The organism is Marinobacter sp. DUT-1 (assembly GCF_050379415.1).
GTDB lineage: Bacteria > Pseudomonadota > Gammaproteobacteria > Pseudomonadales > Oleiphilaceae > Marinobacter.
In genome coordinates this window covers 712,898-737,452 of record NZ_JBNRLS010000002.1, presented here as the reverse complement: position 1 = coordinate 737,452, position 24,555 = coordinate 712,898, and the positions used below count along the sequence as shown (strand labels likewise).

The 24,555-nt window shown below is 58.8% G+C and carries 18 protein-coding genes and 4 tRNA genes; 17 read left to right on the top strand and 5 right to left on the bottom strand.

Going from position 1 to position 24,555, the window contains the following annotated elements:
* Positions 1-64 precede the first annotated feature (64 nt).
* A complete protein-coding gene (locus tag ACQUTG_RS09025) occupies positions 65-2,245 on the top strand; it encodes a malate synthase G (RefSeq protein WP_428919073.1) in 2,181 nt (726 codons plus the stop codon).
* Positions 2,246-2,363: 118 nt separating this feature from the next.
* Here the strand turns inward: ACQUTG_RS09025 and folD are convergent, their stop codons facing one another.
* Complete coding sequence (folD, locus tag ACQUTG_RS09020; RefSeq protein WP_428919072.1) at positions 2,364-3,221, bottom strand: bifunctional methylenetetrahydrofolate dehydrogenase/methenyltetrahydrofolate cyclohydrolase FolD; 858 nt, start codon at positions 3,219-3,221, stop codon at positions 2,364-2,366.
* A 219-nt stretch (positions 3,222-3,440) separates the two neighbouring features.
* Between folD and ACQUTG_RS09015 the strand changes: the two genes are divergently transcribed.
* The 10 genes from ACQUTG_RS09015 (at position 3,441) to ACQUTG_RS08970 (ending at position 12,735) form a co-directional block, all read left to right on the top strand.
* A tRNA-Pro gene (locus tag ACQUTG_RS09015) sits at positions 3,441-3,517 on the top strand.
* A gap of 33 nt (positions 3,518-3,550) precedes the next feature.
* A tRNA-Arg gene (locus ACQUTG_RS09010) sits at positions 3,551-3,627 on the top strand.
* Between the two features lie 98 nt (positions 3,628-3,725).
* Positions 3,726-3,801, top strand: a tRNA-His gene (locus ACQUTG_RS09005).
* Positions 3,802-3,877: 76 nt separating this feature from the next.
* Positions 3,878-3,962, top strand: a tRNA-Leu gene (locus ACQUTG_RS09000).
* A 220-nt stretch (positions 3,963-4,182) separates the two neighbouring features.
* On the top strand, positions 4,183-5,487 hold the full coding sequence (tig, locus tag ACQUTG_RS08995) for a trigger factor (RefSeq protein WP_428919071.1): 1,305 nt from the start codon (positions 4,183-4,185) through the stop codon (positions 5,485-5,487).
* A gap of 171 nt (positions 5,488-5,658) precedes the next feature.
* Positions 5,659-6,294 (top strand): ATP-dependent Clp endopeptidase proteolytic subunit ClpP, encoded by a 636-nt coding sequence (gene clpP / locus ACQUTG_RS08990; protein WP_092000058.1) that lies wholly within the window; start codon positions 5,659-5,661, stop codon positions 6,292-6,294.
* 76 nt (positions 6,295-6,370) lie between these two features.
* Positions 6,371-7,654, top strand: coding sequence for an ATP-dependent Clp protease ATP-binding subunit ClpX (gene clpX / locus ACQUTG_RS08985; protein ID WP_092000054.1), 1,284 nt, complete (start codon positions 6,371-6,373; stop codon positions 7,652-7,654).
* A gap of 173 nt (positions 7,655-7,827) precedes the next feature.
* Positions 7,828-10,245 (top strand): endopeptidase La, encoded by a 2,418-nt coding sequence (lon, locus tag ACQUTG_RS08980; protein WP_428919070.1) that lies wholly within the window; start codon positions 7,828-7,830, stop codon positions 10,243-10,245.
* Between the two features lie 237 nt (positions 10,246-10,482).
* Entirely contained in the window at positions 10,483-10,755 is a 273-nt protein-coding gene (locus ACQUTG_RS08975; protein WP_008174603.1) for an HU family DNA-binding protein, read from the top strand.
* Between the two features lie 126 nt (positions 10,756-10,881).
* The gene (locus ACQUTG_RS08970; protein ID WP_428919069.1) at positions 10,882-12,735 is read left to right on the top strand and encodes a SurA N-terminal domain-containing protein; all 1,854 of its coding nucleotides are present in this window, start codon (positions 10,882-10,884) and stop codon (positions 12,733-12,735) included.
* Between the two features lie 125 nt (positions 12,736-12,860).
* Here ACQUTG_RS08970 and ACQUTG_RS08965 read toward each other — a convergent pair whose 3' ends face one another.
* Positions 12,861-13,733: a MurR/RpiR family transcriptional regulator gene (locus ACQUTG_RS08965; protein WP_428919068.1), complete on the bottom strand. Its 873-nt coding sequence runs from the start codon at positions 13,731-13,733 to the stop codon at positions 12,861-12,863.
* Between the two features lie 216 nt (positions 13,734-13,949).
* Here ACQUTG_RS08965 and zwf point away from each other — a divergent pair, with 216 nt between their 5' ends.
* From zwf to ACQUTG_RS08950, 3 genes are read left to right on the top strand one after another with little or no spacing between them, the layout of a single operon-like run.
* Positions 13,950-15,425, top strand: coding sequence for a glucose-6-phosphate dehydrogenase (gene zwf, locus ACQUTG_RS08960; protein ID WP_428919067.1), 1,476 nt, complete (start codon positions 13,950-13,952; stop codon positions 15,423-15,425).
* On the top strand, positions 15,418-16,131 hold the full coding sequence (gene pgl / locus ACQUTG_RS08955; protein ID WP_428919066.1) for a 6-phosphogluconolactonase: 714 nt from the start codon (positions 15,418-15,420) through the stop codon (positions 16,129-16,131). The genes zwf and pgl overlap by 8 nt, the downstream gene beginning before the upstream one ends.
* A gap of 42 nt (positions 16,132-16,173) precedes the next feature.
* Entirely contained in the window at positions 16,174-16,821 is a 648-nt protein-coding gene (locus ACQUTG_RS08950) for a bifunctional 4-hydroxy-2-oxoglutarate aldolase/2-dehydro-3-deoxy-phosphogluconate aldolase (RefSeq protein ID WP_428919065.1), read from the top strand.
* Positions 16,822-16,884: 63 nt separating this feature from the next.
* Here the strand turns inward: ACQUTG_RS08950 and pyk are convergent, their stop codons facing one another.
* A complete protein-coding gene (pyk, locus tag ACQUTG_RS08945) occupies positions 16,885-18,333 on the bottom strand; it encodes a pyruvate kinase (RefSeq protein WP_428919064.1) in 1,449 nt (482 codons plus the stop codon).
* A gap of 21 nt (positions 18,334-18,354) precedes the next feature.
* Positions 18,355-19,359 (bottom strand): type I glyceraldehyde-3-phosphate dehydrogenase, encoded by a 1,005-nt coding sequence (gene gap / locus ACQUTG_RS08940; RefSeq protein WP_428919063.1) that lies wholly within the window; start codon positions 19,357-19,359, stop codon positions 18,355-18,357.
* Between the two features lie 167 nt (positions 19,360-19,526).
* Between gap and edd the strand changes: the two genes are divergently transcribed.
* The 3 genes from edd to ACQUTG_RS08925 are packed head-to-tail and all read left to right on the top strand — an operon-like array spanning position 19,527 to position 22,947.
* Positions 19,527-21,347: a phosphogluconate dehydratase gene (gene edd / locus ACQUTG_RS08935; RefSeq protein WP_428919062.1), complete on the top strand. Its 1,821-nt coding sequence runs from the start codon at positions 19,527-19,529 to the stop codon at positions 21,345-21,347.
* Positions 21,344-22,309 (top strand): glucokinase, encoded by a 966-nt coding sequence (locus tag ACQUTG_RS08930; RefSeq protein WP_428919061.1) that lies wholly within the window; start codon positions 21,344-21,346, stop codon positions 22,307-22,309. Before edd ends, ACQUTG_RS08930 begins: the two co-directional genes overlap by 4 nt.
* A 26-nt stretch (positions 22,310-22,335) precedes the next feature.
* The gene (locus tag ACQUTG_RS08925) at positions 22,336-22,947 is read left to right on the top strand and encodes a uracil-DNA glycosylase family protein (RefSeq protein ID WP_428919060.1); all 612 of its coding nucleotides are present in this window, start codon (positions 22,336-22,338) and stop codon (positions 22,945-22,947) included.
* Here ACQUTG_RS08925 and glpD read toward each other — a convergent pair.
* Positions 22,941-24,482 carry a glycerol-3-phosphate dehydrogenase gene (gene glpD, locus ACQUTG_RS08920; RefSeq protein ID WP_428919059.1) on the bottom strand — a complete coding sequence of 514 codons (1,542 nt, stop codon included), beginning with the start codon at positions 24,480-24,482 and terminating at the stop codon, positions 22,941-22,943. The two genes, ACQUTG_RS08925 and glpD, sit on opposite strands and share 7 nt — an antisense overlap.
* Positions 24,483-24,555: the final 73 nt, after the last annotated feature.

Sequence of the window (24,555 nt, the reverse complement as noted above, 5' to 3'; positions counted from 1 at the left end):
ACAGGGATCCAGGCTCCGACTATAAATGTGAGTCGGGAAATCAAACGCATTGAGGCAGACAACGATGACAGAACGCGTACAAATTGGCGGCATTCAGGTCGCGAAGAATCTGTATGATTTCGTAAACAACGAAGCGATTCCGGGTACCGGTATCGATTCTGACAAATTCTGGGCAGAGTTCGACAAGATTGTGAACGAACTGGCCCCGCGCAACCGCGAACTGCTGGCAAAGCGTGACGCTATCCAGGAGAAAATGGACAGCTGGAACCGTGACCACAAGGGTCAGAAGCTGGACATGGCCGAATACAAGGCTTTCCTGAAAGACATCGGCTACCTCGTGGAAGAGCCGGCTGACTTCAAAATCTCCACTTCCAATGTCGACCCGGAAGTGGCCACCATGGCCGGCCCGCAGCTGGTGGTTCCGATCATGAACGCCCGTTTCGCCCTGAATGCGGCGAACGCCCGCTGGGGCAGCCTGTACGATGCCCTGTACGGCACCGATGCCATCTCCGAAGAAGGCGGTGCCGACAAGGGCCCGGGCTACAACCCGGTTCGTGGTGCCAAGGTTATCGAGTGGGCCCGCAACCTGTTGGACAGCTCCGCGCCGCTGGTTTCCGGCAGCCACAAGGACGCCGCCAGGTATTCTGTTGAGGGCGGCAAGCTGGTCGTCAAGCTTCAGAATGGCGAGACCACCGGCCTGAAAGACGAGTCCGGTTTCGTGGGCTACACCGGCGCTGCCGATGCGCCCACCGGTGTGCTGCTGGTCAAGAACGGCATGCATTTCGAGATCCAGATCGATGCCAGTCATCCGATCGGCAAGGACGACGGTGCGAACGTGAAGGATGTCCTGATGGAGTCCGCGCTGACCACCATCATGGACTGCGAAGATTCTGTTGCCGCTGTGGATGCCGACGACAAGGCCCTGGCGTACCGCAACTGGCTCGGCCTGATGAAGGGTGATCTCGAGGAAACCTTCGAGAAGGGCGGCAAGCAGTTGACCCGCAAGATGAATGCGGACCGCACCTACACCGCCGCTGACGGCAGCGAGCTGGCACTGAAGGGCCGCAGTCTGATGTTCATCCGTAACGTCGGCCACCTGATGACCAACCCGGCCATCCTGCTGAGCGACGGTAACGAGATCCCCGAGGGGTTGATGGACGGCCTGATCACCTCGCTGATCGCTATCCACGATCTCAAGGGCAACAGCAAGTTCCAGAACAGCACCAAGGGCTCCATGTACATCGTCAAGCCCAAGATGCACGGTCCGGAAGAGGTGGCGTTCACCAACGAATTCTTCGGTCGCGTTGAGGATGCTCTCGGACTGCCGCGCTTTACCCTGAAGGTCGGCATCATGGACGAAGAGCGCCGTACCACCGTCAACCTGAAGGCCTGTATCCATGCGGCCAAAGAGCGTGCGGTGTTCATCAACACCGGCTTCCTGGACCGCACCGGTGACGAGATCCACACCTCCATGGAGCTGGGTCCATTCATTCGCAAGGGCCCGATGAAGCAGGCTACCTGGATCAACGCCTACGAGCAGTGGAACGTGGACATTGGTCTGGAAACCGGTTTCTCCGGTGTTGCCCAGATTGGTAAAGGCATGTGGGCCATGCCCGACCTGATGGCTGGCATGCTTGAAGCCAAGATCGGCCACCCGAAGGCCGGCGCCAACACTGCGTGGGTTCCGTCTCCGACCGCTGCAACCCTGCACGCAACCCATTATCACCAGGTAAATGTGTTTGATGTGCAGAAAGAGCTGGCCAAGCGCGAGCGGGCCGCTCTGGAAGATATCCTGACCGTGCCGGTTATGGAGGATCCGTCCTCCCTGAGCGCCGAGGACATCCAGCAGGAGCTGGATAACAACGCACAGGGTATCCTGGGCTACGTGGTGCGCTGGATCGATCAGGGTGTGGGCTGCTCCAAGGTGCCCGACATCAACAACGTCGGCCTGATGGAAGACCGCGCCACCCTGCGGATCTCCTCCCAGCTGCTGGCCAACTGGCTGCACCACGGTGTCTGCACCGAAGCGCAGATCGAAGAAACCATGAAGCGTATGGCGGCGGTGGTCGACAAGCAAAACGCTGGCGACCCGGCCTATCGCAACATGGCTCCGAACTTCGATGACAGCGTGGCGTTCGAAGCGGCCATGGCTCTGGTCCTGAAGGGCTGTGAGCAGCCGAACGGCTACACCGAGCCGCTTCTGCACGAGTACCGTCAGAAGGCGAAGGCCAAGTACGGCCAGTAAGTCTCTCGCTAGACACAAAAAACCCGCGGTTTCCCGCGGGTTTTTTGTTGAAGCCTGAAAATGCGGTCTGACTCTATCTCCGGGGTCTGACCCCGAACGGGGTCAGACCCCATCTTCATCAGTCTTTATGCAAAACATCCGCCGCATACAGCGTATTCTGCAACAGCGTGGCAATCGTCATCGGTCCCACACCCCCGGGCACAGGCGTGATGTACGCTGCCCGCTCAGCTGCGGCCTCAAACTCAACATCGCCCCTCAGCTTGCCGTCTTCCATCCGGTTGATCCCGACATCAATGACAGTCGCGCCAGGCTTTACCCACTCGCCCTTGACCAGTCCCGGTTTGCCCACGGCGGCAATCAGAATGTCGGCTTCGCCCACAAACTTGGCCAGGTCCGGTGTGAATCGGTGACACACGGTGGTGGTGGCACCCTTTAACAGCAGTTCCATGCTCATGGGGCGGCCAACTATATTGGAGGCGCCCACAATCACCGCGTGCTGGCCCTTGTAAGGCGTGTCGATCGAATCGAGCAGGGTAATGATGCCTGCCGGTGTGCACGGGCGCAGTGTGGGTTTGCGCTGCATCAGGCGGCCGATGTTATAGGGGTGGAAGCCATCCACGTCTTTGTCCGGGCGAATCTTGATGAGGATCGGGTCCGCGTCCAGGTGCTCCGGCAGCGGTAGCTGGACCAGGATGCCGTCTACGGCGGGGTTCTCGTTGAGTTCGTCCACCAGGGCTTCCAGGGCTTCTTGGGAGGTGTCTGCCGGCAGGTCGTAGGACAGGGACAGGATGCCGGCCTCCTCGCAAGCCTTGACCTTGTTGCCAACGTAAACCTGGGAGGCCGGATCGTTGCCGACCAGTACAACCGCCAGGCCAGGTGCCCGCAGGCCCTTCTGCTTTCGGGCTTCAACACCGGCGGCGACCTGCTGTCGCACCTGGGCGGCAATTTCTTTTCCGTTAATCAGTTTGGCGCTCATGTTTCCGTCTTGTCGGTTGGGCATCGATAAATGAAGGCCGGCAATTGTCTCATGCTTCCGCCCGAACTCCAATTGGACCCGGGGAGGGGAACTTTTCATCACGCGCAGGGTCTCTCTCAGTGCCCGATCCACCGGTTTTTTCGAAAGCGTGTTGACGGCACCGCCCGGCGCCGGTAATATGCGCGCCAACTTTGCTGAGGCACTAGTTGTTCAGACAGACGGGGTATAGCGCAGTCTGGTAGCGCGCCTGCTTTGGGAGCAGGATGTCGGGAGTTCGAATCTCTCTACCCCGACCAATTTTCTGTGTGTTCAGGTGGGCGAACGGTCAGGCGCCCGTAGCTCAGCTGGATAGAGCAACGGCCTTCTAAGCCGTGGGTCGCAGGTTCGAGTCCTGCCGGGCGCGCCATAAAGCCGTCGGTAAGGACGGTTCCGGGGCCACCGTGATCAGCAAGGTTGCAATTTCGGCGAAAATGTCGAAAATGCCGCAAGGCAATTCCCGATGTGGTGGACGTAGCTCAGCTGGTAGAGCTCAGGATTGTGACTCCTGCGGTCGAGGGTTCGAACCCCTTCGTCCACCCCACTTTTCCCCTTTAGTGATTTTCCGCAAAGTCTGAACTTTGGTAGTGTTTATCGAACCTCCGTTCAGCGTTGTGTATGCGAGCGTGGCGGAACTGGTAGACGCGCTGGATTTAGGTTCCAGTGGGGCAACCCGTGAGAGTTCGAGTCTCTCCGCTCGCACCACCCCCTTTCTTTTTCGTTTTTCATCCCCATATCCCCTGCTGACCTGAGAAGCTGTGATCCGCGCCTCCGAGCCCGTGCCATACAGGTGATTCTCTCGGCGGTGCAAACCGTGATAAACTACCGGCTTTTAATTTTCAGTCCTTCCGGGGCGAACTACCTGGAAACGGACTTTTGTTATAGATTTCATTCACATACCGAACCTGTAATTTGAGGATCTTCCATGCAAGTGTCTGTTGAAACGACCTCCAACATCGAGCGTCGCATGACGATTGGTGTGCCCGCCCAGGAAATCGACCAGGCGGTCCAGAAACGCCTGCAGGAAACTGCTCGGACTGTGCGCCTGAACGGCTTCCGCCCTGGCAAGGTGCCCATGAGCGTGGTCAAGCGTCGTTTCGGTGACAGCATCCGCCAGGAAGTTGTTGGCGAGGTTATGCGCGACAACTACATCAAGGCACTGCAGGAGCAGGACATCAACCCGGCAGGCTGGCCGCAGTTCGAGCCGAAGACCATGGAAGAGGGCAAAGACCTCGAGTTCGTGGCTACCTTCGAAGTGCTGCCGGAAATCGAACTGGGCGATCTGAGCAAGATCGAAATCGAAAAGCCCCAGTCCGAAGTGACCGACAAGGATATCGATACCATGATCGATAACCTGCGTCGTCAGCAGGCCACCATGAAGGAAGTCAAGCGCAAGTCCAAGAACAAGGACGTTGTGACCATTGACTTCAAGGGCTTCATCGACGGTGAAGAATTCGAGGGTGGTTCTGCCGAAGGTCACCGCCTGACCCTGGGGTCCGGCCAGATGATTCCGGGCTTCGAGAAGGGCATTGTTGGTGGCAAGGCCGGCGAAGAGCTGGAAATCGAGGTGACCTTCCCCGAGGACTACCAGAACGAAGACCTGGCGGGTAAGCCGGCGAAGTTCGAAATCAAGATTCACAAGGTTGAAGAGCCTCAGCTGCCTGAGCTGGACGCCGAGTTCTTCCAGAAGTTCGGTATCGAGGCCGAAGACGAAGCCGCTTTCCGTGAGGAAGTGAAGAAGAACATGGAGCGCGAGCTGAAGCAGGCGGTATCCAACAAGGTCAAGAACGACGTGGTCGATGGCCTGCTGGAAACCACCGAGCTGGACGTTCCGGCTGCCCTGGTAGACCAGGAAATCGATCGTCTGCGCCAGGACGCGGTGCAGCGTTTCGGCGGCCAGGTTGACTTCCAGCAGCTGCCCAAGGAAATCTTCGAGGAACAGGCCAAGCGTCGCGTCAAGACCGGTCTGCTGTTCCAGGAAGTGGTCAAACAGAACGACCTGAAAGCCGATCCCGCGAAGGTAGAGGAAAAGATCCAGGAGATCGCTTCTACGTATGAACAGCCTGAGGAAGTTGTTGCACACTTCAACAACAACCCGGATCAGAAGTCTCAGATCGAGTCTTCAGTACTGGAAGATCAGGTTGTTGACCATGTCCTGGAGCAGGCCAAGGTCAAAGAGAAGAAGATGAAATACGAAGAGGCCGTTGCTGCGGGTCAGCCCCAGCGCTGATCAGCCGTGACCGGTTCGCGAGGCCGGTCGCGTTGGCCGAACCAGAAAACAGCCGGCTTGTCCGGCTGTTTTCATCTGGGCCGACTGGTGGCACAGTAAGGTGTGTAAAGACATCAGAAAATGTCGTGGGGCGAGTCCACGATCCATTGTCCATAAGGAGTTCAGGCGCACATGACGCAGAAACCAATTGATGGTCCCGCAATGGTTACCAATTCCGGCCTGGTGCCAATCGTTATCGAGCAGACTGCCCGTGGCGAGCGTTCTTTCGATATCTATTCCCGCTTGCTCAAGGAACGGGTGATTTTCATGGTCGGGCCGGTCGAAGACCACATGGCGAACCTGATCGTGGCCCAGTTGCTGTTCCTGGAATCCGAGAATCCGGACAAGGATATTCATCTTTATATCAACAGCCCGGGCGGCTCCGTGACTGCCGGTATGTCCATCTATGACACCATGCAGTTCATCAAGCCGGATGTCGCGACCCTGTGTATTGGTCAGGCGGCCAGCATGGGTGCCTTCCTGCTGGCGGGTGGCGCCGAGGGCAAGCGGGCCTGTCTGCCGCATTCCCGTGTAATGATTCACCAGCCGCTGGGTGGCTATCAGGGGCAGGCAACGGACATCGAGATCCACACCCGTGAGATCCTGAAGATCCGCCACACCCTGAACTCCCTTCTGGCCAAGCATACCGGCCAGGATCTGGAGACCATCTCGAAGGACACGGACCGCGACTATTTCATGGATCCGGACCAGGCCAAAGAGTACGGCCTGATCGATTCGGTACTTGATAAGCGCGTACCGAATACATAATACTGAAAGTAATCGCATCAACCTTGGCCGGCGTACCTGCCAGTAACGCCGGCAGTTGACGAACAGAGGTAATTCAATGGCAGATGAAAGAAACGGCAGAGGCGACGATAACGGCAAGTTGCTGTACTGCTCGTTTTGTGGAAAGAGCCAGCATGAAGTCCGTAAGCTCATTGCAGGGCCCTCGGTGTTCATCTGCGACGAGTGCGTAGATCTGTGCAATGACATCATCCGGGAGGAAATCCAGGAGAATTCCCAGGAGGAGGCCAGTGATCGCCTGCCATCGCCTGCGGAAATCCGGGAAACCCTGGATGAATACGTCATTGGCCAGGATCGTGCAAAGGTGGTGTTGTCCGTCGCGGTTTACAACCACTACAAGCGGCTGCGCTATGGCGAGGGCAAGAACGACGTCGAGCTGGGCAAAAGTAATATCCTGCTGATCGGCCCGACCGGTAGTGGTAAGACCCTGCTCGCCGAGACGTTGGCCCGCATGCTGAATGTTCCGTTCACAATCGCCGATGCTACCACGCTGACCGAAGCTGGTTACGTGGGTGAGGACGTCGAGAACATCATCCAGAAACTGCTGCAGAAGTGCGACTATGATGTGGACAAGGCCCAACGCGGCATTGTCTACATTGATGAGATCGACAAGATCTCCCGCAAGTCGGACAACCCGTCCATCACCCGCGATGTATCCGGTGAGGGCGTGCAGCAGGCGCTGCTCAAACTGATCGAAGGCACCGTTGCTTCGGTTCCGCCCCAGGGCGGCCGCAAGCATCCGCAGCAGGAATTCCTGCAGGTGGACACCACGAACATGCTGTTCATCTGTGGTGGTGCCTTCGCCGGTCTGGAGAAGGTGATCCAGGAACGTTCCGAGCGCAGCTCCATTGGCTTCTCCGCCACGGTGAAGAGCCAGAATGACGCCAAGAGTGCCGGTGATGTCATCAAGGATGTCGAAACCGAGGATCTGGTGAAATTCGGCCTGATTCCCGAGTTTGTTGGCCGTCTGCCGGTGGTGGCGACGCTGACCGAGCTGGACGAAGATGCCCTGGTACAGATTCTCACGCAGCCCAAGAACGCCCTGACCAAGCAGTACCAGAAGCTGTTTGATATGGAAGGCGTTGAGCTGGACTTCCGGGAAGACGCCCTGCGAGCGGTCGCTCGCAAGGCCATGGAGCGCAAGACCGGTGCCCGGGGCCTGCGTTCCATCATGGAAGCGACGTTGCTGGATACCATGTATCAGATCCCGTCCGAGCATGACGTCACCAAGGTGGTCATCGACGAGAGCGTGATCAACGGCGATTCCGAGCCGTTCAAGATCTACGCCAGCAGCGACCACGCCAAGGCTGTGCCCGAGGACTGACCCTACCTTCACCCCTGAACCCGGGGTCAGATGAAGGCCTTCATCTGACCCCATCTTCACCTCCACGTGAACTCGAATTCCAATCCGTTTTTCCCCCGTAAAAAGATTGCAATTTTAATCAGCGCCCCAATGAAGGGTGATATGCTGAAAGAAATACCGTCAGAGGAAGTCCTATGACCCTGATACCCGAAGATACTGTGCAAGAATACCCGTTGCTCCCGTTGCGGGACGTGGTGGTGTTCCCGCACATGGTGGTGCCCCTGTTTGTCGGCCGTGAAAAATCCATCCAGGCATTGGAAGCGGCTATGGAGGGCAGCAAGGAAATCCTGCTGGTGGCCCAACGCGACGCGTCCACCGACGAACCGGGCGCCAAAGATGTGTTCGAAATGGGCACCCTGGCGACCGTACTGCAGATGCTGCGGCTCCCTGACGGTACCGTGAAAGTACTCGTAGAGGGCAACGCCCGGGCCTCCATCAGTAACATCAACGAGGCCGATTACCTCACCGGTAGCGCTGTGCTGCTGGAAGAGGAATCCCTTCCCGCCCGGGAAGAGGAGGTGCTGGTCAAGACCCTGATGGATGAGTTCGAGAAGTTTGTGAAGCTCTCCAAAAAGGTACCGTCCGAGGTCTCCAATTCCCTGACCGGCATCGACGAGGTGGAGCGCCTCGCCGACACCATGGCAGCACACCTCGAGATGCGCATTCCCGAAAAGCAGGAACTGCTGGAAGCGTTGGACGTGCGCAAGCGTGTGGACCTGCTGCTGGGCAAGCTGGATGGCGAAATCGACCTGATCGAGGTCGAGAAGCGCATCCGTGGCCGCGTCAAGAAACAGATGGAGCGCAGCCAGCGGGAGTATTACCTGAACGAGCAGATGAAGGCTATCCAGAAAGAGATGGGCCAGCTCGGTGAGGGCAATAATGATTTTGAAGAACTCGAGAACAAGCTCGAGGAAGCTGGCCTGCCGGAAGAGGCCCGCAAGAAAACCGAGGCCGAGCTGAACAAGCTCAAGATGATGTCACCCATGTCCGCCGAGGCGACCGTGGTACGTGGCTACATCGACTGGATGCTGGCAGTGCCCTGGAAGAAGCGCAGCCGGGTTCGTCATGACATCGAGAAAGCCCGCGAAATTCTCGATCGCGACCATTACGGCCTGGACGAGGTGAAGAAGCGGATTCTCGAATACCTTGCGGTCCAGAGCCGTGTGAAGAAGGTGAAAGGGCCGGTGCTGTGCCTGGTAGGGCCTCCCGGCGTGGGTAAAACCTCGCTCGGCCAGTCCATCGCCAAGGCAACCAACCGTAAATACACCCGAATGGCTCTGGGTGGTGTACGGGATGAAGCCGAGATCCGTGGTCACCGCAAGACCTACATCGGCGCGCTGCCTGGCAAGCTGGTCCAGAAGCTGTCCAAGGTAGGGGTCAAAAACCCGCTGTTCCTGTTTGACGAGATCGACAAGATGGGCATGGATCATCGTGGCGATCCGGCCTCCGCGTTGCTGGAGGTGTTGGACCCGGAGCAGAACCATACCTTCAATGATCACTATCTCGAGGTGGATTACGACCTCTCGGACGTCATGTTCGTGTGTACTTCCAACTCGATGAATATTCCGCCGGCTCTGCTGGACCGGATGGAGATCATTCGCATCCCGGGTTACACCGAGGATGAGAAAGTGAACATCGCCCTCCGTTACCTGCTGCCCAAGCAGATCAAGGCTAACGGCCTGCGCAAGGACGAGCTGAAGATACCGGAAGAGACCCTGCGGGACCTGATCCGCTATTACACCCGGGAAGCCGGTGTGCGTGGCCTGGAGCGTGAGATCGCCAAGATCTGTCGCAAGGTGGTTCGAGAGCACGTGGAAGCCGGTGAGAAGGCGTCTGTAACGCTGACACCTGAGATGCTGGAAGATTACTCCGGGGTCAAGAAATTCAAGTATGGTCTTGCCGAGGAAAGCGATCAGATCGGCCAGGTGACAGGCCTTGCCTGGACCCAGGTTGGTGGCGAATTGCTGACCATCGAATGTGCGCTTACGCCGGGCAAGGGCCGTGTGGTCAAAACCGGTTCACTCGGCGATGTCATGCAGGAGTCGATCCAGACCGCCTTGACCGTGGTGCGCAGCCGAGCGGCCGGACTCGGTATTCCGGCTGACTTCCATGAAAAACATGACCTGCACATCCACGTGCCCGAGGGTGCCACGCCGAAAGATGGCCCGAGTGCCGGTATCGGCATGTGCACCGGACTGGTCTCTGCTCTGACCCGGATTCCTGTTCGCGCCGATGTGGCAATGACCGGTGAAATCACCCTCCGGGGCCGTGTGCTGGCGATTGGTGGCCTCAAGGAGAAGCTGCTGGCAGCCCATCGCGGTGGCATCAAAACGGTCGTGATCCCTGAGGAAAATGTCCGTGATCTCAAGGAGATACCGGATAATATCAAGGAGTCACTGGAGATACGTCCGGTCAAGTGGATCGATGAGGTCCTGGATATTGCCCTGGCATATCCGCCCGAGGCTCACGCCGAATCGGCTTCCGGAGAAGCAGGTTCCGGAAAACCCCGGGACGAAGACGGCGATGCTGCCGAGCGCATAAATACACATTAAAGCCTTGATGAGTTGTTGACATGCCTGAGAGCCCGTTGGTATAACTGTTTCGCCGTGAAGCAGCCAATACCAAGGGCTCCCGCGCAGTAAGTGCCTATTCCGAACACCGGTTAACAGCCGCAAGGAATAATAAAACTGAAGAATGGAATTCTCGGAACGCTTATGCGATAGTCGAGAACGTCCGCGAAAAATAAACCAACCTATAACATCTTCAACCTGAAATCGAAGGGGTTTAGTGTGAACAAGTCCGAACTTATCGATGCAATTGCAGAGTCCGCAGATATTTCCAAAGCCGCCGCTGGCCGTGCTCTGGACGCAATGACCAACTCCATCACCGGTGCCCTGAAAAAAGGTGATCAGGTTACCCTGATTGGCTTTGGTACCTTCTCTGTCAAAGAGCGTGCTGCTCGTACCGGTCGTAACCCGCAGACTGGTGCCGAGATCAAGATTCCGGCCTCCAAAGTGCCTGGTTTCAAGGCAGGCAAGGCCCTGAAAGACGCCGTCAAGTAACGGTTCTTTCTCCGGCGGCCTGGCTCGTGCCAGCCGCCAAGAAGAATTGAAGGCGCATTCCGGACAGGGTGCGCCTTTTTACGTTGTAACAATACCGCACGACCTCGACGGGGATTCGGGAGTAACATGCTTCAAGATATTCGGGAAAATGCCCAGGGCACTATTGCCAAGATCATCATCGGGCTGCTGATTGTATCCCTCTCCATCTGGGGGATGGACGCCATCATCGGCGGATTCTCCGGTGAGCCGGAGGTGGCAACGGTCAATGGCGAAGATATTACCGAGCGCGAGTTCCTTCGCCTGGTGCAGCTCGAAAGCCAGCGTCGCCTGTCACAGATGGAAACGCCGGATCCTTCCCTTCTGAATGAGGATCGGATCCGGAAAGATGTTCTGGAATCCCTGATCCAGGAGTCGGTTCTGACGCAGGATGCCGCCAACCAGGGGCTGGCGTTGTCAGATGCCGATATTGATTCCCTGATTACCCAGATGCCGCAGTTCCAGGTGGATGGCAAGTTCAACCGGGACCGGTTCGTGGCAACCGTTCGCAACATGGGCATGGGTGTGGGTGAATTCCGCGAAGCCATGCGCAAGCAGTACGTGGTCAACCAGATTCGTGCCGGGATCGTTCAAAGCGGATTCTCCAGCCAGGAGAATGCGGCCCAGCTGTTGCAGATCCAGAACCAGACCCGTGATTTCCGGGTGCTCACCGTTCCCGCCAGTGCGGTTGCGGACCAGGTAGAGATTACCGACGCGGAGATCGAGGCTTTCTACGAGGAAAATGCCAGCAGCTTCCAGCAGCCGGAACAGGTGGATGCGGCCTATATCGCTCTTTCCCTTGGTTCCCTTGCAGACAGTACCGAAGTCACTGACGAGGAGCTGCAGGCATACTACGAGGAGCGTTCCGATGACCTGGCACGGGAGGAACGTCGTGCTTCCCATATCCTGATCGAGGATGGTGAGAACTCCGCTGAGACCATGGCGACCATTCAGGAGCGCCTGGCCGCGGGTGAATCCTTTGCGGCACTGGCCGGGGAATACTCCATTGATACCGTCTCCGCAGAGGAAGGCGGTGACCTTGGCTATGCTGGTCGTGGTGTCTATGACGAGGCCTTTGAAGAAGCCCTGTTTGCCCTGGAAGAGGGGGAGGTCTCCGAGCCGGTGGAAACCAGTTTTGGTGTTCACCTGATCAAGCTTGAGGATGTTCGTCGTTCCGAGGTGCCGCCCTTGGCAGAGCTGGAAGAGCAGCTGCGTAGCGAGCTGGCCCGGGAAAAGGCTGAAGAGCGCTTCGCTGAAGTGCGCTCGCAATTGGCGGATTCTGCCTATGCGGCCGATGACCTTGCCGGCCCTGCCGAAGAACTGGGTCTGGAAGTTCGCCAGATCAGTGGAGTAACCCGCGATGGCGGGCAGGCACCGTTTGACCATGCCGGACTGGTGCGCCAGCTTTTCTCTGACGACGTTCTGAATGGTGGTTACAATACCGAGCTGATCGATGTAGGTGACAACCTGTCCGTGGTCGCCCGTGTCCGTGAGCATCGGGAAGCGCAGCAACTTCCGCTGGCAGAGGTTCGCGATCGGATCCGTGAGCGTCTGGTAGCGCAGGAAACCCGTGAGGCACTGGCTGAGCGTGCAGAAGCGATCATCGCAAGCCTTGAGCAGGGTGAGCCTGCAGCAGACATTGAAGCGGGCCAGTGGCAGTCCTATGAGGCACAGGGCCGTAACGCCGGGGGCATTGCTCCGGCGGTCATGCAGACAGCCTTTTCACTGCCGCGTCCGGATGAGGGGGCTGCGAGCTATGGCAGCACCGTAAGTGCCCGGCAGGCAGCGGTGGTGGCCCTCGATGCGGTCAACGCTGGCGAGGCGGACCGTGATGGCCAGGAGTTCGAGCAAATCCGTCAGTTCCTGGCGTCATTGGAAGGCCAGCGCGAGTACACTGCTTATCAGCAGTACCTGCGGGACCAGGCGGAAGTCGAGCGCCCGTAACACTCGTGCTGAAGCATGAAAAAGGGGAGCCAGGTCGGCTCCCCTTTTTTGTGCCCGGCATTCGGACATCATGTTCCTCTCACGTCTGGAAGTGTCTGCTAACTTGAACAAGGTAGGCTGGACGTTCAGCTCTGGGGGAAGCGGGTCGCCTTGAGGCTTTCTTTTATTTTCTTGAGGTGGCCGAGGAAATCCGCGCCCCGCTTGAGTGTGACGCCGGTGGCCAGGATGTCGATCACTGTCAGGTGGATGATCCGTGACGACATGGGCATGTACACCTCGGTGTCTTCCGGTGCCGTGACCCCGAGGACCACGGTACAGCACTCGGCCAGGGGGGATTCCGGATTTGTGATCCCGATCACGGTGGCGCCATTCTCCCGGGCTACTTTGGCGATTTCGACGGTTTCCTTGGTCCTGCCGGTGTAGGAGATCAGTACGATCACATCGCCCACCTGGGCGCCGGCGGCCACCATGCGTTGCATCAGGGCGTCGTCGTACGACATGACCGGAATGTTGAACCGGAAGAACTTGTGCTGGGCATCCAGGGCCACGGAGGCGGAGCCGCCCATGCCGAAAAAGTTGATCTGTTTGGCCTGGATCAGATAGTCGATGGCGGTCGCCAGGGCCTTGGGGTCCAGGGACTGGCGAGCCTTGTCCAGACTGGCGATCGTGCTGAGCATGATCTTGTCGGCAAATTCGGCGACGGTGTCGTCTGGCTCCACATTCTGGCCCACATAGGGCGTGCCGGTGGCAATGCTCTGGGCCAGGCGAATCTTGAAGTCCGGAAAGCCGGTGGCGGAGAAGCCGCGGCAGAAACGGTTCACCGTGGGCTCGCTCACGTCTGCGGCGCGGGCCAGAGCCGCGATGCTGTAGCGGGTAGCAGCGCTGGGGTCCCGGAGGATGGCTTCGGCCACCTTGCGCTCGGATTTATTCAGGCTGTCCAGCCGTGCCTGTATATCTTCAAGCAGATTGTCGTCACGGTGCGACTGGTTCGCGGCCATGGTGTGGATACTCCCTGCATCAGGTGCAATGGTTATAAGAAAATCGAGGTGATTATACCGCTTTTTGTCCGGGATTTGGGTAGTAAAAATATCATTTAAGCCAAATTTTCCTTGGAAAAACGAGTTTCAGCTGTCATTATTTGTTTAAAATTACTACATCAGCGGTTGGAGTTGGTTAAGCTGTGACTGCTGTCCAATACCAGAGAGAAGGAACCAATGGTCAATAATATCAACACCCGTTGTGACCTTATGCTGTTCGGCGCCCTGGGGGACCTCGCCCAAAGGAAGCTGTTCCCGGCACTTTATCAGCTCGATCGGGCTGGATTGCTGGCGGAGGGCAGCCGGGTTCTGGCAATTGCCCGTACCGAGGCGGATACGCCGACTGTTCGCAAACAGCTGTTCGACAGGCTGAAGCATCATGTAAAGGACGCGGAGTTCGACGCTGACGTTGCCAACAGTTTCCTTGAGCGAGTGGATTACCAGCTGCTGGATTTCAATGATCCCGATGGCTACGAAGCCCTGAAGGCCTGGCGCGACACTCCGGCCAACGAGCTGATCGTCTACATGGCAACGCCCCCATCGATGTACGGGGTTATCGCCCGGAATCTGAAGGCGGCCAGCTGCTGCAATGAAAAGACCCGTGTGGTGGTTGAGAAGCCGATCGGACATGATCTGGAGTCGTCAAAAGTCATCAACGACGAGCTCGGCGCAGTCTACAACGAGAACCAGCTGTTCCGTATTGACCATTACCTGGGTAAGGAAACTGTCCAGAACCTGATTGCCCTGCGCTTCGCCAACAACCTCTTTGCTTCCCAGTGGGATCAGAACCACATCTCTCACGTGGAAATCACCGTTGCCGAGTGCGTCGGCATTGAGGGGCGCTGGGGTTACTTCGACCAGGCCGGGCAGATTCGGGATATGGTTCAGAATCACCTGCTCCAGCTGCTGTGCCTGATCGCCATGGATCCTCCGGCGGATCTGTCCGCGGACAGCATCCGGGATGAAAAGGTCAAGGTGCTCAAGGCGCTCAAGCAGATCACCCCGGACATCATGGACCGCTACGTGGTTCGCGGCCAGTACACCGCCGGCACCAGTGACGGCAAGCCGGTTCCGGGCTACCTGGAAGAAGAGGGCGCCAACAAGGGCAGTGACACGGAAACCTTTGTGGCCCTCAAGGCCGAGATCGAGAATTGGCGCTGGTCCGGGGTGCCCTTCTATATCCGCACGGGCAAACGGCTGCCGGAGAAGCTCTCCCAGATCATCATCCACTTCAAGCCGGCGCCGCACTACATCTTTGACCCGGACCAGAAGCACCTGGCCAACAACAAGCTTATTATCCGGCTGCAACCCGATGAGGGGATGTCCCTGAAGATTCTCACCAAGGACCAGGGCCTGGACAAAGGCATGCGCCTGCGTCAGGGCCCGTTGGAGCTGACGTTCTCCGAGACCTTTGAAACCGACAGGATTCCGGATGCCTATGAGCGTCTGCTCTGGGAGGTCATGAAGGGCAATCAGTACCTGTTTGTCCGTCGGGACGAGGTGGAGTACGCCTGGCGCTGGGTAGATCAGGTCATCCGTAACTGGAAAGACAGTGGCGAACCGCCAAAGCGCTACGCCGCCGGTACCTGGGGGCCGGTGGCTTCTATTGCCATGATCACCAGGGACGGGAGGAGCTGGTATGAAGATGCCTGATATCAAACTGCCCGAAGGGGTTCAATCCTGCTTTGACGAAACGCCGGATCAGGTCGCGAGGGCGCTCGCGGACTCGGTGAGCCGGTTTCTTGAGCAGCGTCTGGCAGAGGCGCCAAGGGCGAGCCTGGTGGTGTCCGGCGGCTCGACGCCCCTGCCTTTTTTCAGGGCCTTGTCGGAGAAGCCGCTGGACTGGAGTCGGGTGGATGTTCTCCTGGCCGATGAACGCTGGGTTCCGGAGGGCGATCCGGCCAGCAACACGTCGCTGGTAAAAGCGCATCTACTTCAGAATCATGCCGCCGGGTCGCGGTTTTTGTCCCTGAAGCAGCCGGGTGAAACGCCGGAGGAAGGTCTTGAGGCGGTCAAGCGCGAGCTCAGGGATCTGGCCCTGCCGATTGATGTGTTGATCCTGGGAATGGGGAACGACGGCCATACCGCCTCCCTGTTCCCGGACGCACCGGAGTTGTCCCGGGCCATGGATACTTCCAATCCCGAGATTGTGGCCGCCATGACGCCGCCCTCCCAGTCCAGGAGCCGGATCACGCTGACCTACCCCGTGCTGGCGGAGGCCCGGTTCACCGCCCTGCACCTCAAGGGTGAGGATAAGTTGGAAACCCTGAAAAAGGCAGTGTCGAATCCGGATGAGGTGATGGCCATGCCGATTCGCGGCTTTCTCAAGCCCGGCCTGCAAATCTTCTGGAGCCCGTGACGGCTCTGAAATCCCGTCTTGAAAGAATTCTGGAGATAACCGATGAATCAACTATCCGACTATCACCGGGACAGGGTTCAGGCCGTTCTCAATGCTTGCCCACTGGTGCCCGTTATTGCGATCAATGACCCGGACGACGCCGTTCCCCTCTGCCAGGCGCTGGTGGACGGCGGCATTCGCGTGCTGGAGATCACCCTGCGCACCGAACACGGAGTGCGTGCCATTGAGGAGGTGCGCAAGGCCATTCCGGATGCCTGGGTGGGGGCCGGCACTGTCACCAGCATTGCCCAGTATCGTCAGGTGGAGTCGGCGGGCGCACAGTTCGTCATCACTCCGGGTGTGACCGAAGCGATCCTGGAGTTCGGCGTCACCTCCGAAGCGGCGCTTCTGCCAGGGATTGCTACCGTCTCGGAGTTGATGATGGGCTACGCTTTCGGCTACCGGGAGTTCAAGTTCTTCCCGGCGGAGGTGGCCGGCGGCCGGCCGGCATTGAAGGCGTTCGCTGGCCCCTTTCCGGATGTGACTTTCTGCCCGACCGGTGGAATCAATCGCACCACGGCAAAAGATTATCTGGCCCTGGAAAATGTGAAGGCGGTTGGCGGCTCCTGGCTGACGCCGGCTGATGCCATTGCTGAAAAGGACTGGGGTAAGGTGACCGACATTGCCAGGCAGAGCCTGGCCGGCCTCTGAGCCGGAACCGGTCCGCAAAAAAGCCCACCGTGTCAGGTGGGCTTTTCCGTATTGGTGGGGTGATCAGCGAATGTCTGATCCAACACGCACGATCTTCATGGTGTTGGTGCCACCCTGGGCATTGACGTAATCACCCTTGGTAATCACCACCAGGTCTCCGTCATTGACCACCCCGCGCTCGACCAGTTGGGCCACGGCGAGAGCATTGGTCTGCTCGTTCGGAATCATGGCGGAATCGAAAGGCACGGTCTGTACGCCCCGGAACAATGCCACCCGGTGTTGGGTGGTGTGGTGGCGTGAAAAGGCGAAAATTGGCAGGCTCGACTTGATGCGGGACATCAATCGGGGTGTGGCCCCGGTTTCGGTCATGCAGATGATCGCCGTCACGCCATCCAGATGGTTGGCGGCATACATGGCAGACAGGGCGATCGCCTCGTCAACATGCTCCATGCTCTCGTGGATACGGTGTTTGGACTGGTGCATGGACGGATGCTTTTCGGCCCCCAGGCAGATCCGCACCATCGCCTCGACGGCCTCGGTGGGGTAGTCACCTACGGCGGTTTCAGCGGAAAGCATGACCGCGTCGGTGTAATCCATGACCGCGTTGGCGACGTCCGACACTTCGGCGCGGGTGGGCATCGGGCTGGTGATCATCGATTCCATCATCTGGGTTGCGGTAATGACCACCCGGTTCAGGGTTCGTGCCCGGTTGATGATGTGTTTCTGTACACCAACCAGTTCCGCATCGCCGATTTCCACAGCCAGATCGCCGCGGGCGACCATGACTGCATCCGAGGCCTCGATCACCGCATCCAGCGCGGCTTCGTCATGGGCCAGTTCCGCACGCTCGATCTTGGCGACCAGGCCAGCATCGGAACCGGCTTCGCTCAACAGTCGGCGGGCAGTGTGCATGTCTTCAGCGGTGCGCACAAAGGAGACGGCCACGTAATCCGCGCCCAGTTTGGCGGCAGTCACAATGTCCTGTTTGTCTTTTTCGGTCAACGCCTCGGCGGACAGGCCGCCGCCACGCTTGTTCAGGCCTTTGTTGTTCGACAGCGGTCCGCCAATCAGAACCTTGGAGGTGATGCTGTGGTCGTCCACCGATTCCACTTCCATTTCGATGCGGCCGTCGTCCAGCACCAGGATATCTCCGGGAGAGACATCCGAGATCAGCTGCTCGTAGTCAATGCCAACCCGTTCGGAGGTGCCTGCCTCCTTGTCCATGGCAGCATCGAGCACGAAAGTCTGGCCAGCTTCCACAAAGACCTTGTTTTGGGCAAAGCGGGCGATGCGCAGCTTTGGCCCCTGAAGATCGGCCAGCAGGGCGACGAAGCGCCCCTGCGAGGCAGCTGCCTCGCGAACCCGGCTGGCCCGGGCGATATGCTCATCGGCACTGCCATGGGAGAAATTGAGGCGGGTCACGTCAACGCCGGCCCTGATGATGGAGGCGAGGGCTTCCGGAGTATCTGTGGCAGGGCCTAGGGTGGCGACAATCTTGGTACGCCTGAGCATGGTATCTGTCCTTTGGTTCGGTTACTGACTGGCTTTGACGAGTGCGATGGCGTTGTCGAGCATCCGGTTGGAGAAGCCCCACTCATTGTCATACCAGGCCATGACTTTTACATGACGGCCAAGCACCCGGGTATGATTTGCATCAAACACGCTCGACAACGGGTTATGGTTGAAATCGATGCTGACCAGTTTTTCGGTATTGAAACCCAGGATCGGGTTGCTTTTCGCGGCCGCCCGCACCGCTTCGTTGATCTCTTCAGCCGAAGTCTCCCGGCCGGCAATGAAGCCGAAATCCACCAGTGATACATTGATGGTGGGAACGCGGACCGCCAGCCCGTCCAGTTTACCATCGAGTTCCGGAATCACCTTGCCGATCGCTGCCGCGGCACCGGTTTTGGTCGGGATCATGGACTGGGTGGCGGAACGGGCCCGGTACAGGTCGGTGTGATAGACGTCGCTGAGTTTCTGATCGTTGGTGTAGGAATGGATCGTGGTCATCAGGCCACTCTCGATTCCGACGGCCTTGTGCAGGGCCTCTGCGACTGGCGCCAGGCAGTTGGTGGTGCAGGAGGCATTGGAAATTACATCATGCCCGGCTTCGAGGATGTTGTGGTTTACGCCATAAACAACCGTGGCATCGGCGTCGGGAGAGGGGGCCGAGATAATGACTTTTCGGGCGCCGGCGTTCAGGTGTGCTGCAGCCTTATCCCGTCTGGTGAACAGGCCGGTGCATTCGAACACCACGTCCACGTGGAAGTCTTTCCAGGGCAGTTCTTCCGGGTTGCGGATGGCGGTTATGGCAATCCGGTCACCGTTCACGGTCAGGGATTCGGCATCGTGGCTGACGACGCCGTCAAAGCGCCCGTGTACGCTGTCATATTTGAGGAGATGGGCGTTGGTTTCCGCGTCACCGAGGTCATTGATGGCCACTACCTGCAGTTGATTCCGGTAGTTATTTTCATAAAGTGCGCGGAGAACGTTGCGGCCAATGCGGCCGAAACCGTTGATTGCGATGCGGATAGTCATGTTCTGACTCCTTTTTTGCCTGTTTATTGTTCGATTGCTCCTTGAGATGTAGTAAATATAACAACAAAAAAATAATAAATGAACGTTATCGGGTGGAATGATCAAAAAAAGTAAGTAAAATTACATCCATTAATGACAACTTTATAAGCGAAGCAATGGAGTTCGCCATGCACCCCACCATCGACAAGGTCACCCAGCGAATCATTGAGCGCAGCCGCGCCACACGGCAGGACTACCTGGACCGGATGAGTGCCCTGAAAGCGCAGTCGCCGCATCGAAGTTCGTTATCCTGCGGTAATCTCGCCCACGGCTTTGCCGCCTGCAGCCAGGCCGACAAGGACACCCTCAAGTTCATGAACAAGGCCAATGTGGCCATGGTGTCTGCCTACAACGATATGCTTTCGGCCCACCAGCCCTATGAAAAGTTCCCGGATATCATTCGCGAGGCTGCCCACGGCATGGGCTCGGTGGCCCAGTTTGCCGGCGGTACACCGGCGATGTGTGATGGTGTGACCCAGGGGCAGCCCGGCATGGAACTTAGTCTCTTTTCCCGGGACACCATTGCCATGAGCACGGCGGTGGCGCTCAGCCACAACATGTTTGATGGCACCTTGTTGCTGGGCATCTGTGACAAGATTGTTCCGGGCTTGCTGATCGGCTCCCTGAGCTTCGGTTACCTGCCCACCATTTTGGTGCCGGCAGGCCCCATGCCTTCGGGCCTGCCCAACAAGGAAAAGCAGCGCATTCGCCAGCTGTACGCCGAAGGGAAGGTGGGCAAGGACGAGTTGCTGGAGGCCGAGAGCGAGTCCTACCACAGCCCCGGCACCTGCACCTTTTATGGCACCGCGAACAGCAATCAACTATTGGTGGAAGTGATGGGGCTGCATCTGCCCGGGGCTGCATTCGTCAATCCCGGCACCCCCCTCCGGGATGCGCTCACCCGCGCGGCCACGGAGCAGGTAATCCGGCTTTCCAAACCCCATGGTGGCGAGCTGGGACTGGGTGACATGGTGGATGAAAAATCCATCGTCAATGCCCTGGTGGCACTGCTGGTTACCGGCGGCTCCACCAACCACACCATACACTGGATCGCCATTGCCCGGGCCGCCGGTATCATCATTGATTGGAATGACTACGCGGAGCTCTCCTCCGTCGTGCCGTCGATGACGCGGATCTATCCGAACGGCCAGGAAGATGTGAACGCCTTCCACGAGGCCGGCGGCACGCCCTTCCTGATCCGCGAACTGCTGGATGCGGGCTACCTGCACAACGATGTCGAGACCGTGGTAGGTCACGGCCTTGAGCGGTATGCGCAGATGCCGGAGCTGGATGGCGACGAGCTGGTCTGGAAGCCGGCGGTCGAGAAGAGCCAATGGCCGGAAGTGCTGAGCAGCGCCTCCGAACCCTTTGCGCCGAATGGCGGGCTGAAAGTCCTGGACGGCAACCTGGGCCGCGGCGTCATCAAGGTGTCGGCAGTGGCGCCGGAGCATCACCGGGTCGAGGCACCTGCGGTGGTCTTCGATGACCAGAGTGAGCTGAAGGCGGCCTTCGAGGCGGGTCAGCTGGACAGGGACTGCATCGTGGTGGTCCGGTTCCAGGGCCCGAAAGCCAACGGTATGCCCGAGTTGCACAAGCTGACCCCGTATCTCGGCGTGCTCCAGGACCGTGGTTACAAGGTTGCTCTGGTGACCGATGGCCGGATGTCCGGCGCCTCCGGCAAGGTGCCCGCGGCGATTCACGTATACCCGGAAGCACTTGATGGCGGCGCGCTCGCGCGGGTCCGCGAAGGGGACGTGATTTGCCTCGACGCCCAGCGGGGTTCTCTGTCGGTTTGCGTGGATGAGCAGGAATTCTCTGCCCGGGAGTCTGCAAAAGCGGATCTGTCCGCGTATCATCACGGCTATGGGCGGGAGTTGTTTGGTTGGCTGCGCCGGTCGGCCAGCACCCCCGAAGAAGGCGCAAGCTTTTTCTGGAATCACGACGCATGACGGCAAAACACTATTCCCTGGTTGGCGATATCGGGGGCACCAACGCGCGTTTCGCCCTGGTGGAGCAGGGGGATGTCCAGCCGCAGGCCATCGAAGTCCTGGCGTGCGGCGATTACGACAACCTCGATCAGGCGGTCGTCGACTACCTGCAAAAGGTTGGCGTCCAGTCCGTCAGCCAGGCCTGTCTTGCGGTGGCCTCGCCGGTTCGCGGCACGCAGATCCGGATGACCAACAACCACTGGCGGTTCGATACCGAGGAAGTTCGCCAGCAGTTCGGCTGGTCCGCGTTCAAGGTGATCAATGATTTCACCGCCATGGCGCTGGGTGTGCCGCACGTGTCCGAGGCCAACCTGGTGCATGTGTGCGGTGGCCCGGGCGATCCGCGCCGGCCGCGTCTGGTGATGGGGCCGGGTACCGGTTTGGGTGTCTCCGGCCTGGTGCCGATCAAGAAAGGGTGGGTGCCGCTGATGACGGAGGGTGGCCATGTGGATTTTGCCCCCACGGATGATGTCGAAATGGACATTCTCCGTATTCTCAAGGCCCGTTTCGGACGGGTTTCCGTGGAGCGGATCCTGTGTGGTCAGGGGTTGCTCAATCTCTATCAGGCCCATGCCGAGATAAAGGGGGTCGCTGCCCCATTGGATGCTCCGGAGAAAGTCACGGCGGCAGCCACCGGGGAAAATGAACCGCTGGCGCGGGAAACGCTCCGGCATTTCTGTGAGATCCTTGGGCGTACCGCAGGTAACGGCGTATTGACCCTCGGCAGCCTGGGCGGGGTATACCTGTGCGGTGGCATACTGCCGCGGTTCCTGGACTTTTTCCTGGAAAGCCCGTTCCGGAACGGATTCGAGGATAAGGGCCGGATGCGCCCGTTGCTCGAATACACGCCGGTATACGTAGTGACGGAACCTTATACCGGCCTGCTCGGAGCCGCCGAGGCATTGGGCAATCCCGAGGTCTGAGCCTACTTGGATAACAGGCGGCTAGCATGACGGATGATCTGGGTAGAATAGCGTTCGATGAACTGGTACGGCGGGTGCGTGCCTGCACGATCTGCAACGATGTATTACCACTTGGCCCCCGCCCGGTGGTCCAGTTGAGCGAATCGTCGCGGATTCTGGTGGTGGGACAGGCGCCAGGGCGGCGGGTCCATGAGACCGGCCTGCCGTTCAACGATCCCAGCGGGGACCGGCTCCGGCAATGGATGGGTGTGACTCGGGATACCTTCTACGACGAACAGAAAATGGCGATCCTGCCTATGGGGTTCTGTTATCCGGGCACCGGAAGATCCGGCGATCTGCCTCCGCGCCCGGAGTGTGCTGATGCCTGGCGGGAGGCCCTGCTGGCGCGGTTACCCGACATCCGCCTGACCCTCCTGATCGGGCAGTACGCCCATGCCTGGCACCTGAAAGATCAACACCGTTCGGTGACAGAGAATGTTCGGGCATGGCGCCGGTACTGGCCCGATATCATCCCGATGCCACACCCCAGCCCACGGAACAATCTCTGGTTGAGGAACAACCCCTGGTTCGAGCAGGACGTGGTGCCGGCAATGCAGGAACGGATCAGCGAGGTGCTTGACGGCGACGACACTCAGTGACCGGCCGGTACCGGTTGGTCTGAGCTCCGGATTGCTTCCTGCTCCTGGCGTAGTTGGCCGAGGTATTGGTCCAGCGACTGAATATCGGCCTCTGTTGCAAACAGTCCCTGTTTCGTGCGGCGCCAGAGAATATCCTCTGATGTCATGGCCCATTCGTATCGGATCAGGTAGTCCACCTCGACCCGGAAGAGGTTTCCGGTAAAGCATACCCCGAGGTCCTCCATGGACTGACAGTCACTGAGGAACTGGTAGGCAGCCGTGCCATAGGTCCGCACATAACGGCTGATAATGTCCGGTGCCAGCCAGGGGAAGTCGGACTGGAGTTTGCGACTGAGGGACTCGTGATCGTCGAAGTCACCTCCTGGCAGCACCGCATTCCGGGTCCAGGGCTTGCCGGCCCCGGGGAAGAGCTGGCACAGCTTGTCCGTAGCTGCCTCAGCCAGTTTTCGGTAGGTTGTGATCTTGCCTCCGAATACGGAAATCAGGGGCGCCTTGTCCTTTTCCCTGGTCACTTCGAACGAATAGTCCCGTGAAGCTTTTTGGGCGTCACCTTCCTCGTCGTCCATCAGCGGCCGCACCCCGGAGTAGGACCAGACGACATCCTCGGGCGACAGCTGCCGCTTGAAATAATCGTTGACGATTTTCAGAAGGTAGTGTGTTTCCTCCGGAGAAATCTTGGCCTCCCGGGGGTCACCCTCGTAATCCACATCCGTTGTGCCGACCAGCGAGAAGCTGTCCTCGTAGGGGATCACGAACACGATGCGGTCGTCTTCGTTCTGCAGGATGTAGGCTTCCGTTCCCTTGTTGAGCCGGGGCACTACGATGTGACTGCCCTTGACCATGCGGATCATTTTCGGTGCCGGCATGGAAAGGGTTTCCCGGAACAACCGGCTGACCCAGGGACCCGTGGCGTTGACCACCACCCTGGCGGTAACCTGGCGTTCGCTTCCGTCGAGGGTGTTGCGGAGGGTGACGGACCAGTAGTCAGCACCCCGGTCTGCCCTGACACATTTGGTCCGGGGCAGAATGGTTGCACCGCATTGTTGTGCCTTGCGCGCAGTCAGGACCACCAGTCGGGCGTCATCCACCCAGCCATCGGAGTATTCAAAGCCGCGGGTGATTTCCGGCTTCAGCGGGTCGCTCTCATCAAAACTGATAGCGCGGGAGCCGGGCAGCAGTTCCCGCTTGGCCAGGTGGTCGTAAAGGAAGAGTCCGGTACGGATCATCCAGGCCGGGCGCAGGTGAGGCTGGTGTGGCAGGCGGAAGCGCATGGGCCACATGATATGGGGTGAATTGCGCAGCAGGGCTTCGCGCTCTGCCAGGGCTTCGCGCACCAGCCTGAACTCGTAGTGCTCGAGATAGCGCAGGCCACCGTGGATGAGTTTGCTGCTGGAGGACGACGTGGCCGAGGCAAGGTCGTTCATTTCGCACAGCAGGACGTTCAGCCCCCGCCCGGCGGCATCCATAGCAATGCCGGTACCGTTGACACCACCACCAACGACCACCACATCGTAGTCATCCTGCTTCCCTGTCATTATCCGGTTGCCTCCTGCCAGTCGACTGTATGGAATCTGCATCGAGTTTAGTGGTTCGGGAGGCGTTCTGCAG

What these genes read in the sequence shown, in the direction of transcription:
- ACQUTG_RS09025 (WP_428919073.1), top strand. Translation starts at nt 65, where the DNA reads ATGACAGAACGCGTACAAATTGGCGGCATTCAGGTCGCGAAGAATCTG.
- folD (WP_428919072.1), bottom strand. Translation starts at nt 3,221, where the DNA reads ATGAGCGCCAAACTGATTAACGGAAAAGAAATTGCCGCCCAGGTGCGA.
- tig (WP_428919071.1), top strand. Translation starts at nt 4,183, where the DNA reads ATGCAAGTGTCTGTTGAAACGACCTCCAACATCGAGCGTCGCATGACG.
- clpP (WP_092000058.1), top strand. Translation starts at nt 5,659, where the DNA reads ATGACGCAGAAACCAATTGATGGTCCCGCAATGGTTACCAATTCCGGC.
- clpX (WP_092000054.1), top strand. Translation starts at nt 6,371, where the DNA reads ATGGCAGATGAAAGAAACGGCAGAGGCGACGATAACGGCAAGTTGCTG.
- lon (WP_428919070.1), top strand. Translation starts at nt 7,828, where the DNA reads ATGACCCTGATACCCGAAGATACTGTGCAAGAATACCCGTTGCTCCCG.
- ACQUTG_RS08970 (WP_428919069.1), top strand. Translation starts at nt 10,882, where the DNA reads ATGCTTCAAGATATTCGGGAAAATGCCCAGGGCACTATTGCCAAGATC.
- ACQUTG_RS08965 (WP_428919068.1), bottom strand. Translation starts at nt 13,733, where the DNA reads ATGGCCGCGAACCAGTCGCACCGTGACGACAATCTGCTTGAAGATATA.
- zwf (WP_428919067.1), top strand. Translation starts at nt 13,950, where the DNA reads ATGGTCAATAATATCAACACCCGTTGTGACCTTATGCTGTTCGGCGCC.
- pgl (WP_428919066.1), top strand. Translation starts at nt 15,418, where the DNA reads ATGCCTGATATCAAACTGCCCGAAGGGGTTCAATCCTGCTTTGACGAA.
- ACQUTG_RS08950 (WP_428919065.1), top strand. Translation starts at nt 16,174, where the DNA reads ATGAATCAACTATCCGACTATCACCGGGACAGGGTTCAGGCCGTTCTC.
- pyk (WP_428919064.1), bottom strand. Translation starts at nt 18,333, where the DNA reads ATGCTCAGGCGTACCAAGATTGTCGCCACCCTAGGCCCTGCCACAGAT.
- gap (WP_428919063.1), bottom strand. Translation starts at nt 19,359, where the DNA reads ATGACTATCCGCATCGCAATCAACGGTTTCGGCCGCATTGGCCGCAAC.
- edd (WP_428919062.1), top strand. Translation starts at nt 19,527, where the DNA reads ATGCACCCCACCATCGACAAGGTCACCCAGCGAATCATTGAGCGCAGC.
- ACQUTG_RS08930 (WP_428919061.1), top strand. Translation starts at nt 21,344, where the DNA reads ATGACGGCAAAACACTATTCCCTGGTTGGCGATATCGGGGGCACCAAC.
- ACQUTG_RS08925 (WP_428919060.1), top strand. Translation starts at nt 22,336, where the DNA reads ATGACGGATGATCTGGGTAGAATAGCGTTCGATGAACTGGTACGGCGG.
- glpD (WP_428919059.1), bottom strand. Translation starts at nt 24,482, where the DNA reads ATGACAGGGAAGCAGGATGACTACGATGTGGTGGTCGTTGGTGGTGGT.